The 16,606-nt window shown below is 61.2% G+C and carries 13 protein-coding genes and 3 pseudogenes; 10 read left to right on the top strand and 6 right to left on the bottom strand.

Features of this window, described 5'->3' with window-relative positions; all coding sequences use genetic code 11:
• Window positions 1–7: 7 nt before the first annotated feature.
• From F1563_RS14210 to F1563_RS14875, 4 genes and pseudogenes are all read left to right on the top strand, one after another.
• Window positions 8–657: pseudogene (locus F1563_RS14210) on the top strand (DMSO/selenate family reductase complex B subunit).
• A pseudogene (locus F1563_RS07910) lies at window positions 657–1,666 on the top strand (dimethyl sulfoxide reductase anchor subunit family protein). Before F1563_RS14210 ends, F1563_RS07910 begins: the two co-directional pseudogenes overlap by 1 nt.
• Window positions 1,663–1,851, top strand: a complete 189-nt coding sequence (locus F1563_RS07905; RefSeq protein ID WP_002526916.1) for a hypothetical protein — start codon at window positions 1,663–1,665, stop codon at window positions 1,849–1,851. Before F1563_RS07910 ends, F1563_RS07905 begins: the two are co-directional and overlap by 4 nt.
• Window positions 1,852–2,327: 476 nt before the next feature.
• Window positions 2,328–2,432, top strand: a pseudogene (locus F1563_RS14875) (4Fe-4S binding protein); the annotation flags it as partial.
• A 61-nt stretch (window positions 2,433–2,493) separates the two neighbouring features.
• Here F1563_RS14875 and F1563_RS07895 read toward each other — a convergent pair.
• The 3 genes from F1563_RS07895 to mobA all read right to left on the bottom strand — a co-directional run bounded on the left by F1563_RS07895 (window position 2,494) and on the right by mobA (window position 4,408).
• Window positions 2,494–2,799 carry a DUF6457 domain-containing protein gene (locus F1563_RS07895; RefSeq protein WP_007433385.1) on the bottom strand — a complete coding sequence of 102 codons (306 nt, stop codon included), beginning with the start codon at window positions 2,797–2,799 and terminating at the stop codon, window positions 2,494–2,496.
• A gap of 135 nt (window positions 2,800–2,934) precedes the next feature.
• Entirely contained in the window at window positions 2,935–3,435 is a 501-nt protein-coding gene (locus tag F1563_RS07890; RefSeq protein WP_036958256.1) for a MogA/MoaB family molybdenum cofactor biosynthesis protein, read from the bottom strand.
• A 352-nt stretch (window positions 3,436–3,787) separates the two neighbouring features.
• On the bottom strand, window positions 3,788–4,408 hold the full coding sequence (gene mobA, locus F1563_RS07885) for a molybdenum cofactor guanylyltransferase (RefSeq protein ID WP_002526912.1): 621 nt from the start codon (window positions 4,406–4,408) through the stop codon (window positions 3,788–3,790).
• A 386-nt stretch (window positions 4,409–4,794) separates the two neighbouring features.
• Between mobA and F1563_RS07880 the strand changes: the two genes are divergently transcribed.
• The 6 genes from F1563_RS07880 to F1563_RS07855 all read left to right on the top strand — a co-directional run bounded on the left by F1563_RS07880 (window position 4,795) and on the right by F1563_RS07855 (window position 13,541).
• On the top strand, window positions 4,795–6,111 hold the full coding sequence (locus F1563_RS07880; protein ID WP_007433383.1) for a nitrate/nitrite transporter: 1,317 nt from the start codon (window positions 4,795–4,797) through the stop codon (window positions 6,109–6,111).
• A 59-nt stretch (window positions 6,112–6,170) separates the two neighbouring features.
• Complete coding sequence (locus tag F1563_RS07875) at window positions 6,171–9,908, top strand: nitrate reductase subunit alpha (RefSeq protein WP_002526907.1); 3,738 nt, start codon at window positions 6,171–6,173, stop codon at window positions 9,906–9,908.
• Window positions 9,908–11,431: a nitrate reductase subunit beta gene (gene narH, locus F1563_RS07870; RefSeq protein ID WP_002546560.1), complete on the top strand. Its 1,524-nt coding sequence runs from the start codon at window positions 9,908–9,910 to the stop codon at window positions 11,429–11,431. The genes F1563_RS07875 and narH overlap by 1 nt, the downstream gene beginning before the upstream one ends.
• 82 nt (window positions 11,432–11,513) lie before the next feature.
• Window positions 11,514–12,104: a nitrate reductase molybdenum cofactor assembly chaperone gene (gene narJ, locus F1563_RS07865; RefSeq protein WP_002526905.1), complete on the top strand. Its 591-nt coding sequence runs from the start codon at window positions 11,514–11,516 to the stop codon at window positions 12,102–12,104.
• Window positions 12,101–12,817, top strand: coding sequence for a respiratory nitrate reductase subunit gamma (gene narI / locus F1563_RS07860; protein ID WP_002526904.1), 717 nt, complete (start codon window positions 12,101–12,103; stop codon window positions 12,815–12,817). The genes narJ and narI overlap by 4 nt, the downstream gene beginning before the upstream one ends.
• 82 nt (window positions 12,818–12,899) lie before the next feature.
• Complete coding sequence (locus F1563_RS07855) at window positions 12,900–13,541, top strand: helix-turn-helix transcriptional regulator (protein ID WP_002526903.1); 642 nt, start codon at window positions 12,900–12,902, stop codon at window positions 13,539–13,541.
• On the opposite strand, the gene modB is transcribed toward F1563_RS07855, so the two are convergent.
• Genes modB through F1563_RS07840 form a run of 3 tightly spaced genes read right to left on the bottom strand, consistent with a single transcriptional unit; the run spans window position 13,475 to window position 16,427 of the window.
• Complete coding sequence (modB, locus tag F1563_RS07850) at window positions 13,475–15,229, bottom strand: molybdate ABC transporter permease subunit (protein ID WP_002526902.1); 1,755 nt, start codon at window positions 15,227–15,229, stop codon at window positions 13,475–13,477. The two genes, F1563_RS07855 and modB, sit on opposite strands and share 67 nt — an antisense overlap.
• The gene (modA, locus tag F1563_RS07845) at window positions 15,226–16,002 is read right to left on the bottom strand and encodes a molybdate ABC transporter substrate-binding protein (RefSeq protein WP_007433381.1); all 777 of its coding nucleotides are present in this window, start codon (window positions 16,000–16,002) and stop codon (window positions 15,226–15,228) included. Before modA ends, modB begins: the two co-directional genes overlap by 4 nt.
• Complete coding sequence (locus tag F1563_RS07840; RefSeq protein WP_002526900.1) at window positions 15,999–16,427, bottom strand: TOBE domain-containing protein; 429 nt, start codon at window positions 16,425–16,427, stop codon at window positions 15,999–16,001. The genes modA and F1563_RS07840 overlap by 4 nt, the downstream gene beginning before the upstream one ends.
• Between the last annotated feature and the right edge of the window lie 179 nt (window positions 16,428–16,606).

The following is a 16,606-nucleotide window of genomic DNA, read 5'->3' as shown; positions in this document are numbered from 1 at the left end:
AGAGAATTTGAAAGAACCGAAGGATGAGTACGAACCACTACACCAAGAGGGGGCCAAATACGGCTTCTTCTTCGACCAGACGCTGTGTACCGGGTGCAAGGCCTGCCAGATCGCCTGCACCGATAAACACGATCTGCCTACGGGAGTGCGGTGGCGGCGGGTAGTTGAGTATGCCGGCGGAGGATGGCAGACCTCCGGCGACACCTTCAGCCCATCGGTTTTCACGTACTACACGTCGATTTCCTGCAACCACTGCGAGGACCCGATCTACATGGAAGTGTGCCCCACCACGGCGATGTCGCGTCGCGATGACGGCACCGTTTATGTTGATCAGGACAAGTGTGTGGGATGCAGGTACTGCGAGTGGGCTTGCCCGTACAGCGCACCACAGTGATACCAGCCGGATGAGCAAGTGCGACCTGTGTTATGACTACCGTAGCGAAGGCAAAGAACCGGCCTGCGTAGCCGCTTGCCCGTCGCGAGCCCTCGACTGGGGGCCGATCGACAAACTGCGCAGTAAGTACGGCGATGAAAATGCCATCGCACCGCTACCTGACCCCTCGGTGACAAAACCACATTTAGTCATCGCTGCACACCGTGATGCCCAAAGCATGGGATGAGGGCACCTGCGAGATCGCCAATCCCGGGGAAATCTGATGCACACTCACGATATACCTATGATCCTGTTCACCATCGTCACGCAGATGTGCGTCGGTGCCTTTGTGGTTCTGGGGTTCGTCCACGTGGGCGCAGCCATCAAAAGACGCGAAAACAGCGTCGTAGAACGGGCCAGCCGCCCTGTGCTCTACGCCATCGGTCCGGCCATGGTCTTTGGCCTCTTCGTCTCTATGTTCCATATGGGTTACCCAGCTCACACCCTCAATGTCCTGCGTCATCCGCAAACTTCCTGGCTGTCGCGCGAGATCATGTTCGGCTCTGGCTTCGCATTGCTCGGCTTTGCCTTCGCCCTGGTCAGTTGGTTCCGACGAGCCTCTTTCACTGTTCAACGAATTCTCGCGGCCCTCACCACAATCGTGGGCATCGGCCTGGTGGTGTGTGAGTCGATGATCTACTACTCCTTGGTGACGGTCCCGGCTTGGCACAGCTGGTGGGTGCCCTTCTCCTTCGCGGCTACCAGCATCATATTGGGGACTCTCGCAGTTGCGTGTGCGGTCATGATCACCGCGATGGTGCGTCATCGTCATGAAACCACTGGGACCCCAGCCAAGGAGACACCTCCGACGACCACGGGTTGGTGGTCTCGATACGTCACTGACGAGATTCACGCAACCAACGCCCCTACCGACGACCAGGATGGGCTCTTTCGCTGGCGGTGACCAAGTGGTGCTCCATCGTCGCTGCAATAGCCACAGCGGCCCTCATGGTGGGTTACCCGATCTATACCTCCAGCCTCGCATCAGGCGGGCCTGCAGCCCATCAAGCTGGCGGCCTATATTCCGGCGCAAGCTACACCATCCGGCTCATGCTGCTGGGTGTTGTCGTACTCATGCTGGGACTCGTCGTCTACCACGGTGCACTACGTACCCCGCGCGAACACCCCAACGGATTGGGTCGGTTACTCGTCGCTGTCCTGGTGATCGCTTTCACTAGTGAACTCGTCGGAAGGGCACTGCATTACGCGAGTCTGGCACGAATCGGGATATGACCGGCGACGACCTGAAACCACTGCTGAGATGGCAACGTGGCCACGATCTTCCTCGTGCAACGGTCTTCGGTTGCGGTCATGAGCCGGAACTGCGGGTACACCGATTCATGGTCGGGGTGCGCATCACTGGCTGCCTGCCTGAATACCCGGTGGATCTCGTGGCTCAGATATTGGCCATGGGGTGAGCGTGATCCCCGTCACCCTCTGTAAGGATAATCCACGGGGCGTGGCTGACCGCATCAAGGAGTGGTCGCGACTTCTACCGGGATACGTGCGGACGGTCACACGCTCCCAGATCCAGCCGCGATGGCCTCGCCGCGCCGGAGTCTCGCTGATCTTGGGACGAATTGCGCTGCCACGCCGCGAGGCACTTGGCCTAGAGGCGGTAGATCAACTGCGTGCCGTAAGCAACGAGACGCCGGATCTGTCTGATGACCACGCAGCTCGCACCACCCAGGCGCCGCGCACATCGCGCATATTAAGTCGCCGGCCGTCTTCCCGACCCAAATGTGCCCCACAGATGCGGCCACAGGCCGGCGAAAGGAGACTAGGTAATGCTGTTGTGCCCTCAGCGAGCCACATGGAGGCATGGATCAGCAGGGTGATACTGACGAAGCAGGCAGTAGCATCAGACCTCTGTTCCCGATCGTAGGCTCGGGGATGCGTGGCGTGCGGTGTGTGCGTTCAGGCGTGTCCGACACGGACATTACGACTGCGCACCGTGGACGGACTTGCTGAGCTTGTCCACATGACCTCATCTCACTGACAGGGCGGTGAGAAACGCCCGCACGGCCCGGTGCCTCGATCCCACCGCCTCTCGCACGGCTTTAGCTTTGTGCCGAACCTCGCTGGCCGGCAATCCGCGTCAGTTTCGTCGCCAGCTCCGTCGTATTGCCACCTTGTGCAGTGGCAAGACCAACGAGGAAGGCTGTAAGCGGCGCCCCCGGGCGTGACGGCCCGTGAGAGATGGCCGAGACCATATCGAGCAGGGGCTGCTCGGCATCTGTTAAAACGGCTGGGTCCACACTCAACTCGTCGGCCGCGGTCTTCAACCATTCGCGCATCTGGGCCATTTTCTCCGGGTTGTCGTCATGATGCGGCACGATTTCCTCCTGACATCTCATGGGCATCACACGTAGTAGTTCACCTATTCTCGTCCTAGGGACACCCTATGACCCAACAGCAACCCCGAGGACGGGGCGCAGGTGTGTTAGAGCGTACTCCGCAGACTTGCGAGATGTGACGCACCGTCCCGCGTGTGGTGGGCGTCAATGTCCCCCACCTGCAAGCTGGCTAAAGATGTGCTCGAGCACCGGACCGATCACGGCGAAGGTATCGCGCACCCCTCCGGTGGATCCCGGGGCATTGACGATGAGCGCCCCCTGACAGTCACGCGAAGTGACTCCCACCAGCCCGCGCGAAAGCCCTGCTACGGCGGAAGCATGACCGCCATTGGCTCGGATCTGCTCCGCCAACCCATCCAGACGGGCAACCAGCATTGGCTCAGTAGCTTCCGGGGTGAGGTCACGCGGCGATACCCCCGTTCCGCCAGTGGTGACGACAAGACGGTATCCATGCCTCAGCGCGTCCCTCAGGGCACCACGCACCGAGTCGATGCCGTCGGGCACGACAACTACCGGTCCGGGGCGAAGCCAGCTGTAACCCAAGCCAGCGAGCAACGAAAGGGCCAAAGGGCCAGACCGATCCGTCGCCGCTCCCGAGGCACAACGGTCCGAAACGGTGATAACACGGGCCTTGATCTCTTCCACGCGGGAAATGCTATCGGGGGCCTCACCAGCAGTACCGTTGACCAACCCCCAGTCGACTGGGTGAAGCGCATCCTCGCTGGAGAGCATAACCTGGACGTTGCGCGGGGAGAGATTCTGTCATCGCCAGCAGGCCTGCCGGCAAGCCAAGCATGAGCGAAGCCAACAGGAGCTTCTTCATCACCTGGGAGTTACGTCAATGCCCAGCTTCTGGCCGAGCGCGGCCCTTCCGCGACGAGAAGCGCCCAACATCTGTTTCTCCGGGAGAAAGCGTCTTGCATACCTCGAGCAACGTGAATGACCCGGGGCGGGACAACAGACGAGTAAGGCTTCCGAGAACACGCCAATCGGAGGGTCAATCGGCGGCATGGTGCCGCCACCATTCCAGGTCATCCGGGGTGTCGAGGTCACGACAGACTTCTGGGCCCACCGGCACATCGAGTAAATCCAACTTTCCCAGCACGCTGTGCACCGAGCGGTTGATGACCATGCCGGAAGCAACAATGGTTGCCTCCAAAGACACTCGTCGATACACCCCCTGCAGGAGTTGACGACGAGGTTGCGGGGTTCCTCCGAAGGCCACCGCCCCAGCGAGGTGACTCACCGAGTTGTCATCCAAGGCACGGCACAGTTGCGGAATACACTTCCCAATCCCTGGGGAATCCACTGCGCAGACGAGCACCAAGTCGCCCGGCCGAGCGGGAGGCAGAACCTGCAATCCTGCGTCGATCCCGGCCAGCGGCCCAGAGCCGGGCGGTTCCTCCATGGTGCGCAATACACGTCGAGGCAACCCGACCGATTCACGGGCAACGATAACGTCACAGCCTTCCGCCCCCTCACGGACCCGATCTACTGCATCCATCACGACATCCAGTAGACGACGCCCCCCTACACGCAAATCAGCCTTCGATACCCCGCCCAGTCGGCGGGCACGTCCTCCAGCGAGGATGACGGCATCCAGACGATGATCGGTCATGTCATGATCATGCCTCGCCACGGGCAGGCAACCTCAGAACTAGGACTTGCCATGTCGTGAAAGGCATTAGAAGATGAAGAATCTTGATCTTGACAGGTCACGGTCCCTGGCGAATGACGAGAGGGACCAGCTGCACATGAGGCCCATGAGGCCAACACCTCGTCGCTCAACGGCACCTGGTTTCACTGGGCGAGTCTCCCCGTGGAGGTGGCGTCATCGAGGCGGAAAACTTTTGTTGGTTCCACGACCCGGTCGCCCGCTCCCCACCCAGCTCGCTAGTGCAACCTGGGCCATGTCGACGTTGGGACGAAGTGCCCGATAGTATCCCAACACCGATTTTCTCTGGTAATCTCCGTGCTAATTAACCGATCCCACGCGGAGGCACCGTGAGCACAAGCCCCTCCCGCCATCTCATCGAGAACTGGGACCCCGAGGAAAACTGGGATTCCCGTATCGCATGGCGGACCTTGACCATTTCGACGTTCTCTATGATCATCGCGTTTTGCGTCTGGTTCTTGGTGAGCGCGATCGCACCCAAACTCAACGCCATCGGATTCCAGCTGACAAAGTCGCAGCTGTACTGGCTCACCGCCATGCCAGGGCTCTCGGGAGGCCTCATCCGGCTGGTCTACATGTTCCTGCCGCCGGTGACCGGCACTCGCAGGCTCGTGGGATACAGCTCCCTGCTCTACCTCATCCCCATGCTGGGCTGGTTCTTCGCCGTCCAGAACACGTCGACCGGGTATGGAACCCTTCTCCTGCTCGCCTTCTTATGCGGCATTGGAGGCGGCTCTTTCTCCGGTTACATGCCGTCGACGGGCTACTTCTTCCCTAAACGCAAACAGGGCACCGCTTTGGGACTACAGGCTGGCATCGGCAACCTGGGGATGTCCATCGTCCAGTTGCTCGGCCCGTGGCTCATGAGCTTCGGACTCCTCGGCCTCACATGGGTAGCCCCGCAGCGCACAGCCGGGAGCCCTCTGTGGGTGCACAACATCGCCATAGTCTTCGTACCGTGGACCATCCTAGCCACGATCTTGGCCTTCACCATGCTCAAAGACGTTCCAGTGAAGGCAAACTTCCGTCAGCAGATCGACATCTTCGCCAACCCCGACACTTGGATCATGACACTCATGTACGTCATGACCTTCGGCCTGTTCAGCGGTTTCAGCGCCCAGTTCGGATTGCTTATCAACAATACTTATGGCAGTTCGAGCAGCTTGGCTCAGGGATTCTCTGATTTGCCCGCCGGCGCCTCCTATGCCTTTCTTGGCCCTCTCATCGGTTCGTTAGTGCGTGTTATCTGGGGGCCGCTATGCGACCGCTTTGGTGGGTCGATCTGGACCTTTGTCTCGGGCATCGGGATGGCGCTGACGCTCGGATTCTGCGCTTTCTTCCTCAATCCCACCAATCCGGACCAGTTTGCCTACTTCCTGTGGGGAATGCTCACCATGTTCTTCTTCTCCGGCATCGGTAACGCCGGGACCTTCAAGCAAATGCCCATGATCATGCCTGCCAGGCAAGCTGGTGGAGCCATCGGGTTCACCGCCGCCATCGGCTGCTTCGGCCCGTTCGTCGTCGGCGTCGCCCTATCGTCGATGACGGCCGCTGCCTGGTTCTGGATCTGCACCGCCTTCTGCATCCTGTGCTCGATCATCTGCTGGATCCGTTACGCCCGCCCTGGTGCCCCATACCCAGGCTGACCAGTGGGCCCCAGTTCCAACACACTTAACTCGGTTCGTTTTTACGAAGGAGGCCCCCGATGACGGCGTACGGCGAAGCATCTGACCTCGAGCCCCCCAGCAGCTCAGCCTTACTCAAAATGGGAACCTGGCTACGCCGCGGCACGACGTCGTCCGATACACGCCAGCTGTTCCTGAAGGGCGGACGCGACGCCGACGTCTTCTACCGCAAGCGTTGGGCCCACGACAAGGTTGTGCGCTCTACCCACGGGGTGAACTGCACCGGCTCGTGCTCGTGGAAGATCTATGTCAAAGATGGGATCATCACCTGGGAGTCTCAGGAAACCGACTATCCGTCCACCGGCCCGGATATGCCCGACTACGAGCCACGCGGATGCCCGCGTGGCGCCTCGTTCAGCTGGTATGAATACTCTCCCACACGGATACGCCACCCTTACGTACGCTCGATCCTACTGGACGCTTGGCGAGACAAGCTCGCTGAACTCGGCGACCCGGTCGATGCCTGGGCAGCCATTGTCGATGACTCACAGCTCTCCCGCGCTTACAAAAGCGCTCGCGGGCATGGCGGTATGGTGCGTGTGTCGTGGGAGGAGGCCACGCAGATCATCGCGGCGGCCTATGTACATACCATCAAAGCCTACGGACCCGATCGCATTGCCGGGTTCTCGGTCATCCCGGCTATGTCCATGGTGTCCTACGGAGCCGGATCCCGGTTCACAGAACTTCTTGGTGGCACCATGTTGAGCTTTTACGACTGGTATGCCGACCTCCCCCCGGCCAGTCCCCAGGTCTTCGGCGACCAAACCGACGTGCCCGAGGCTGGCGACTGGTTCAACTCCCAATACCTCATCATGTGGGGATCTAACGTTCCCGTGACACGCACCCCAGACGCGCACTTCATGACCGAGGCGCGCTATCACGGCCAGAAGGTCATCGTCGTGAGTCCGGACTATGCCGACAACACGAAGTTCGCCGACGAGTGGCTGCGCGTCGCCTCGGGAACCGACGGAGCTCTTGCCATGGCCATGGGCCATGTCGTCCTCTCGGAATTTCATGTCAAGCGTCGCGAACCAATGTTCCTTGACTACATGCGTCGGTACACCGACTCTGCCTTCCTCGTCGAACTAGACCGTTTCGACGGCCCACAGGCCGACGGCGCGGCATATGTACCCGGAAAGTTTCTCACCGCCGACAAGGTCGATGTTGAGACGCGTCCAGATCACCCCGAGTTCCGTCCGCTAGTGATAGAGGCTGACGGGTCACTCAAGGATCCCGGTGGAACCTTGGCCGATCGGTTCTCCGAGTCGGGGGCCGGGCACTGGAATCTCAATCTCGATGGCGTCGACCCCGTCATGAGCATGATGGACACCGATTCCTGGGAAGCCGTAGAGATTGCCCTGCCCCGCTTCGACCTGCCCTCCAGCCCGGACCAGACAAGCCTAGGTGCCGGCATCGTGCACCGCGGAGTACCAGCCCGTCGCATCGGTGCCAGGCTCGTCACCACCGTCTACGACCTCCTGCTCGCCCAATACGCCGTCAGCCGTGAGGGGCTGCCCGGTCAATGGCCCAGCGGTTACGACGATCCCACGGTGCCGGGAACCCCCGCCTGGCAGGCCGAACTCACCGGCGTGCCAGCGACCGCGGCCGAACGCATCGGCCGGGAGTTCGCGCTGAACTCGCTGGAAACCGGTGGACGGTCCATGATCGTTATGGGAGCAGGAGTCAACCACTTCTACCATGCCGATGAGATCTACCGGACATTCCTCGCGTTGACGAACATGTGTGCCACCCAGGGCGTCAACGGTGGCGGGTGGGCCCACTACGTCGGTCAGGAGAAGGTGCGACCATTCACTGGCTGGGCCAACTACTCGTTTGCGCTGGACTGGGCACGTCCGGCACGTCAAATGATCTCCACTGCCTGGTACTACCTCACCACCGACCAGTGGCGCTATGACGGTGCCCGCGCCGAGAGCGTGGCCTCTCCCCTAGGCAGCAACTCCTTTGCCGGCCGAACCACTGCGGACTGCTTGGTGGACTCGGCACGCCGCGGATGGACACCGAGCTACCCAACCTTCACCCGCAATCCGCTGGATCTCGCCGACGAGGCCGCCGCTGCCGGGATGGAGCCAGCCGGTTACATCGCTCAGAAACTGACCGACGGTTCCTTGGGCTTCGCCTGTGAGGATCCCGATGCCGCTCAGAACCATCCACGCCTGCTGGCCAACTGGCGCACCAACCTACTGGGCTCCAGCGCCAAGGGCACCGAGTTCTTCATGAAGCACATGCTTGGCTGCGAAAACGACGTCAACGCCACCGAGCTACCCGAGGATAAGCGTCCTGCCGACATCCGTTGGCGCGACGACACCCCACCGGGCAAACTCGACCTCATGTGGACCGCGGACTTCCGCAACACGTCCACTACGCTGCATTCCGACATCGTCCTGCCGGCCGCTACGTGGTATGAGAAGCATGACCTGTCAAGCACCGACATGCATCCCTACGTTCATTCCTTCAACCCAGCGGTGGATCCACCGTGGGAGGCACGTACTGACTTCGAGGTGTTCCAGACCCTGGCACACCTCGTCTCCCAGATGGCGGCAACACATCTGGGGACCCGCACCGATATCGTCGCTGCACCGTTGATGCACGACACCCTCGACGAGATGACGACGCCCGCCGGTTCCGTCAGCCGGGAGCAGGAAACCTGGATCCCCGGAGTGACGATGCCCAAGCTCGTCACCGTGGAGCGTGATTACACCCGGATCGGTGCGAAGTTTGACACCCTCGGGCCACTCACCGAGAATCTCGGGATGGTGACCAAGGGGGTGCCATTCCATCCCGATCAGGAAGTCGCCGACTTGGCACGACGCCACGGCGTCGCCACCTCCGGCCCCGGTGCGGGACGCCCGCTCCTCGACACCGCGATCAAGGTCTGCAACACGATTCTGGCCACCTCCGGAACCACCAACGGTCGTCTGGCCACTGCCGGTTTCGAGCAATTGGAAACCCGTACGGGCACGAAACTAACCGACCTGTCCACGGGGTCACAGGACCGCAGGGTGACGTTTACCGACACAGTCATCCAGCCCCAGCCCGTCATCACCTCACCCGAGTGGTCGGGTTCGGAGCACGGAGGACGTCGCTACTCGGCCTTCGTCATCAATGTGGAACGACACAAGCCGTGGCACACCCTCACCGGACGAATGCATTACTACCTGGACCACGACTGGATGCGTGATATGGGTGAGAGTCTTCCGATCTTCCGACCCCCACTTGATGTCGCACACATCTACGACGAGCCAGCTGCCGGATACACGGGTACTGATGCCAATGGCACGGCGGTGGTGTCGGTGCGGTACATGACCCCACACAACAAATGGGGTATCCACTCGCAGTACTACGACAACCTGCACATGCTCACCCTGGCCCGCGGAGGCCAGACGATCTGGATGTCTCCTGTCGATGCCGCGAAGATTGGGGTCACCGACAACGACTGGGTGGAGGCTTACAACCGCAACGGCACGGTCGACGCCCGCGCCATTGTCAGCCACCGGATCCCGGAGGGAACAGTGTTCATGTACCACGGGCAGGAACGCACTGTGAACACTCCACTGACCGAACGCTCAGGCAAACGTGGCGGCACCCACAACTCCCTCACCCGGATCATGCTGAAACCTAGCCACTTTATCGGCGGGTACGCCCAGCTCAGTTACGCCTTCAACTACTACGGCCCCACCGGTAATCAACGGGACGAAGTGACGCTCATCCGGCGTCGTGGCCAGGAGGTGACGTTCTGATGAAAGTCATGGCTCAGATCGCAATGGTGATGAACCTCGACAAGTGCATCGGCTGCCACACCTGCTCGGTGACATGCAAGCAGGCCTGGACCAACCGTGAAGGCACGGAGTACATGTGGTTCAACAATGTCGAAACCCGGCCTGGCGTCGGCTACCCGCGCGGTTGGGAGGACCAAAAACGATGGAGGGGAGGATGGAAGCGCACCCGTTCCGGAAAACTGGTCCCCCGCCAAGGAGGGCGCCTGGCCACCTTGGGCAAGATTTTCGCCAATCCGAACCTGCCCGGAAACAAGGACTACTACGAGCCGTGGACCTACGAATACGACCAACTACTGTCGTCCCCATCGACGACGCACATCCCCACTGCCCGGGCGACATCAGCCCTCACGGGTGAGCACAGAGACACCATCGACTGGGGCCCTAACTGGGATGACGATCTTGGTGGTTCCATGGAAACCCTCGACCAGGACCCGGTGCTACACCAGATGAACCTCACGGTGCGCAAGTCCATCGAGGATTCATTCATGTTTTACCTTCCACGCATCTGCGAACATTGCCTCAACCCGACGTGCGTTTCCGCTTGCCCATCCGGGGCGATCTACAAGCGCACCGAGGATGGAATCGTCCTCGTCGATCAGGATCATTGCCGCGGCTGGCGCATGTGCGTGTCCGGATGTCCGTACAAGAAGGTGTTTTTCAACCACCGCAGCGGCAAAGCCGAGAAATGCACACTGTGCTACCCACGTCTAGAAACCGGGCAGCCAACAGTATGTTCGGAAACCTGTGTTGGACGACTTCGCTACCTGGGAGTGCTTCTCTACGATGCGGACAAGGTCACCTGGGCCGCATCCCAGCCGGATCCACGCACCCTGTGCGCTGCCCAGAGAGAAGTCCTTCTCGACCCCAACGATCCCGAGGTCATCACACGAGCCAAGGCCGAAGGCATCCCACACTCTTGGATCGAGGCAGCCCAAGCTTCACCGGTATGGCAGCTCATCAGCCGCTATCAGATTGCCCTGCCCCTGCACCCTGAGTACCGAACGCTGCCGATGGTCTGGTACGTACCACCCCTGTCACCAGTCGTCGACGCCGTCAGCGCCTCGGGCAACGATGGGGAGGACCATAGAGTGCTGTTAGCAGCGATCTCCCAGATGCGTATTCCGCTCGAGTATCTCGCCGGGCTGTTCACTGCCGGAGCCACGGCTCCAGTGGAGTTCTCACTTCGTCGTCTGGCCGCAATGCGCTCCTACATGCGAGACATCTTCCTGGAGAATGACACCGACGAGGCGATTCCCAAGGCAGTGAACATGACCAGTGAAGACATGCGAAGCATGTACCAGCTGCTGGCCATCGCCAAATATGACGACCGTTACGTCATCCCTACAACCCGCACCGATCTACCCGACGGAATCACAGGATTGGACCGCTGTCCGGTGGGCGGGAGCCTCGAGGCCTTCCACAGCATCTTCTCCCCGGCCAGTGCCCCGGAGGGCACACGCATACTGCCGTTGGAGGTGATCTGAGGTGGACGTCTTTTTGGGCGCACCGCGCATGCCAGTGTCGACTCACGTGGATGCTTCCCCTGCCCAGCGCCGCGTAGTCCACATGGCGATGAGTCTGTTGCTGGACTACCCGGACGGGCAACTCACCCACAGCATTGCGGCAGTGCGCCACGATCGTATCCTCATGCCTGCCGCTGTGGCCGATGAGATCATCGCCTTCTGTGATGTGGCTGAGAGCTGGGGGCTGCGCGCCCTGCAGGAACACTACGTGGAGACCTTCGACCAGCGTCGCCGTTGTGCGCTGTACCTCAGCTATTACTCGGCCGGGGACACCCGCGAACGGGGGGCTGCGATCCTGGGGTTCCGGGACGTCATGCGCAATGCCGGGTTCGAGATGAACCATGCCAACGAGTTGCCCGACTACCTACCCGTGGTGTTGGAGTTCTCGGCACGCGCCACAGAGGGTGACACGTTGTTACGTGCCAACCGGGAGGCCCTAGAGATCATCAGATCAGCATTGGTCGCGGCGTCCAGCCCCTATGCGCACCTTCTGGAGGGTTTGTGCCTCGTCTTGTCGCCCCTGGACGAGAGGACCCTCGGCCGTTACCAGAAACTCATCAGCCAGGGGCCGCCTGTTGAGATGGTGGGTCTCGCCGCCATGGATTCCGTATCAACCCCTAGGAGGCAGTCATGAACACGAAATCCTTGCTGGTGTGGCTGGTACTGCCCTACCTGTCGATCGTCCTCTTCATCGGAGGGATGATCTGGCGGTACCGCACGGATCAGTTCGGTTGGACGAGCCGATCAAGCCAGTGGAACGAGCCAGCCATCCTGCGCTGGTCATCGCCACTGTTCCACTTCGGGATCCTCTTCGTCTTCCTGGGACACGTGCTGGGGCTTGTTTTTCCAGCGCCGTGGATCTGCGCCATCGGGATCACCGAGGATGCCTATCACGTCATGGCAACTGTCCTGGGGGGTGCGGCTGGGCTGGCGGCCCTCATCGGGCTTTTCGGGCTGCTGTACCGCAGATTCGTCATGAAGTCAGTGCGCCTCACGACGACCAGGATGGACATCGTCACCTATGTGTTGCTCACCCTTGCAGTCGCACTTGGCTGCTGGGCTACCGTACATCAGCAAATGATTGTCGGTGGTTACGACTACCGGAATACCATCAGCCCATGGTTCCGCTCCATCGCCCTGTTCCAACCTCGGCCTGCGTTGATGGCCGCGGTGCCGCTGGATTACAAGATGCACGTACTGGCCGGGTTGATCCTACTTAGCGTATGGCCATTCACCCGACTTGTGCATGCCATCTCTGCACCAGTGAGTTATCCGACAAGACCATACGTCGTGTACCGGTCGAGGAACCAGCATCTGGAACCTTCGTCACAACGCTACGAATGGTGATGTGGTGAGCGAGCGAGGCATTGACGCGATCCTCACCACCATCGCATCGCTCACCCCTGCCCAGCAGGCAGTCCTCAGGGCGGTGTCGCTTCATGCGGGACCGGTAACAATTGCTGATCTGGCCCAGGAGTGCGGGCTGCACGTCAACACCGTTCGGGAACCCCTCAACGTGCTGGTGTCCGTGGGGCTGGTGGAACGCGAGCGGATGCCGGTGTCGGGCCGTGGACGTCCATCCTGGGGATATACGAGCCGCACTCTGTCCGGGCCGAACTCGCCGACCGATCTCCTGCGCCATCTTTTTCGCTCGACGACCCGCTGGATCCGCGACAGCAGCGACGATCCCGTCGCCGCTGCCACAAGTCTGGGGCAGTACCTGGGTGATGAGGCCTTGGCCATGGCCAAGGTGCCAGACCACTTGGGACGCCCCGTGACTGACCAGTTCAGTCTGGCCGAGCACATGACGAAGATCCGAGTATTCCTCACAGCGTTCGGCTTCTGCGCCGAGTCACACCCGACGAATCCCACCGCTTTGGTACTGCGTGCCTGCCCGTTCACCGACCCCAATGACACCGATCCAGTGGCCATGGCGATCCAGCGCAGCATGCTGTACCGGGTGATCGAGCGTACTGGTGGTAACTGCGTACATGCCACACTGCGTCACGATGAGGACTCGGGAACCTGCGAGTTGGTCCTGGTCTCGAACCGCGCCAGCGCGGCAAGTTGAGCCGTGAATGCCATGCACGGCTCCCTCAGCAGTTGAGACACGCCGCCATCCTCCACGACCCGGCCGTGTTCCAGAACCACCAACCGCTCAGCCAATGCCATCGTGTCGGCGACGTCGTGGGTGATGATCAGGGCCGTCGTGCCGGTCTGATCCAACCGAGACCTCAGCAGGTCCCGCACCAGTGTCTTGGCATCAACGTCAAGTGCTGCGGTGGGCTCGTCGAAGACCAGGACGTCCGGGTCGACGGCAAGCGCCCGAGCCAGGCTAACCAGTGCCGCTTGACCACCCGAGAGCTGTGCACCGCGCCGCCCGGCAAGGTGTGAACATCCCACCGCGGCAAGTTGGATGCGAGCCACCTTCCGTGCCTGCCTACGGCTCAGCCCGTGGCAACGTGGACCATAGGCGACATTGTCGAGTACTGACATGTGCCCGAAGATGCACGCATCCTGGGTAAGCAGGCAGACCCCACGACGTTCTGGACGTACGATGTTACCGTCCCCGGCGTCGACGACCCGCCCCCCGATGTCTACCTGGCCGCGGTCTAGGGCGAGCAGCCCGGTCACGACGCCAGCAAAGGTGGACTTACCGGCTCCATTGGGTCCCATGACGGCAACGACCTCACCGGACTTAACATCCAGCCTCACCTGCCATGACCGAATGGCTACCTGTCCGTCGACGTGGACTGCAGCCGCGGCAGAACCGGCCGGTTCATGATCAGCCGTCGCGCCCCAGACCCGATCCCCGCAAACGTCGACAGTCAGGGGGCGCAAGCCGGTCGTGGAAGCGGCACCCAGGCAGGCCTCAACCGGCGACTGTCGGGAGGGCTGTTGCGCAGGCGGGTTTAGCCCCACGAACACTGACTTGTCTCGTCGTCGTGGGCACTGACTCAGCCGCGACTGGGTGAATCCCACGACAATGGCCCCCACCACTACCAGGACGAGCCCTAATGCCATGGCGGTGCCCGAATCGGTTTCACGGGCCAGGTACACCTGCAGCGGCATTGTCCGGGTGACGCCTTGCAGCGACCCCGCAAAGGTGATCGTCGCCCCGAATTCTCCCAGACACCGTGCCGCAGCCAGCGCTGTTCCCCGTCCCAGAGCGGGAAACACAGTGGGCAGCGTGATGGTCGTGAGTACCCGCCACGGCCCTGCCCCCAAGGCCGCTGCCGTCTGCTCCAACTGCCGTGACCGAGCCCGGAGCGAGGACTCGAGCGTCGTGATGAAAAACGGCAGCGAGACATATACCTGTGCCAGGATGACAGCCGCCGTGGAGAACGCAATGGTGATACCTGCTGCGTGCAGCGACGCCCCAACCATGCCGCGTCTACCGAACGTCGCCAGCAGGGCCAGACCAGCTACCACCGGCGGCAGCGATAGGGGCAGCAGCACGAGTACTCGCACCACTGCCACACCTGTCCAGTCGCGGGCCAGAAGCAGCGCGATTGGCACGCCAAGGATCACGTCGATGACCGTGGCCATCACGCAGGTGCGCACGCTCAGCCACAGGGCTTCCTGAGCCGCCGAAGTGGCCATGATTGAGGGGATTCGAGCCCAGGGCACCTCGTTGCCCATTCCCACCAGAGGCAAAACGAGCGCCCAGATCCCCACTATGGCGGGGATAACGATCCACACCGGCAACGGGACTGGGGCGAGTGAGCGCCGTTGGGAATCAACCCCGAGATTGTTCATCGTGGCCTGAGGAAACCGTTACCGGCGAGAACCCTTTGAGCCTCACCCGACATGACGTATTCGACGAAGTCCTTGGCCAGGTCATGGTGGACCGCACCCGCAGCGACAGCGATCGGATAGTCGTTGACGACCTCGCCGGCTCGGTCGATCGGCACCACATGCACCTTGCTGCCAGCAGTGATGGCGTCTGTGCGGTAGACGATCCCTGCATCGGCTTCCCCAGACTCCACCTTGCCCCGAACGTCGGTCACCTTCTGTTCCTCACTCATCGGCTTCAGGGTGACACCTAGTCTGCTGGTGAGTTTCCTCGTCGCGTTGCCACAGGGCACTTCCGGGGCGCAAATGACGAGCTTGGCGCCATCTAGCGAGGAGTTCAGTCCAGTCACCTTGGCCGGGTTGCCTGCTGGAGTGATGAGGGCGAGGACGTTGCGGGCAAACTCGCGTGGAGCTTCCACGAGGTTCTCCTTGACAGCGGCGTCCATGCTTGTCCGATCAGCGGTGGCCAACACGTCAGCCGGAGCTCCCTGGGCCATCTGAGCGACGAGGTCTTGGGACCCCTCGAAAGTGAACTGTACGTCGACGCCCGAGTGATTCTTCTCAAACTGCTTACCGATCTGCTCGTACGACGGGGTGAGAGATGCTGCGGCAAGGACCGTCAACCTCGTCGTGTCAGCAGCGGGTGCGGACGACGGCGATCCACCGCCGCACCCCGAGACCGCAGCTGCGACGATGCACCCCAAGGCAGCCTGCAGAACTCTCCTCATGTTGCTCACCTGGTTTCGGGGAGTTGGAGGGACACGTTGGTCGCCTTGACCTGAGCGACGGCGATCGAGCCGACCTGCAAACCCAGCTCCTGCACGGCTTCGGTAGAGATGAGTGAGACGATACGCAAGCCTCCAGTGACGAGTTCGACCCGGCTCATTACCGTGTCGGAGGTAACGGCCGTGACGATCCCCTGAATGTGATTGCGTATCGACTGCACCTGTGAAGCATCGGAAAGGTTGTGACGCCCGTTCAACTGGTCGACGAGGAACGCAGCGAGATCAGCACCGTCCACACGAAGAGGCCCACTGCCATCCTTCGCAGCATGTACCTGCCCCAACTCGATCCAACGGCGCACCGTGTCGTCGGAGACCCCGAGCAAGGTCGCGACGTCGGAGACTCGATGCGAAGGCGAATGTGGATTCTTCGTGCCCATAGTGGAAAACTCCGTGTAATCACTTTGAAATACCCGTATCCGCGGACATACTGAGCGTTTTCCTCCGGATATCAGAAATCAGACTATCCCATTTCTCCGACGTACAGGACAAGGGATCGAGCCAACTTCATCTGCGCAGTAATGCCGTATATCCTCAGACTCATAGTTGTACCGCCGCA

The organism is Cutibacterium modestum (assembly GCF_008326345.1).
GTDB classification, from domain to species: domain Bacteria; phylum Actinomycetota; class Actinomycetes; order Propionibacteriales; family Propionibacteriaceae; genus Cutibacterium; species Cutibacterium modestum.
This window is presented reverse-complemented; position numbering and strand designations above follow the sequence as displayed.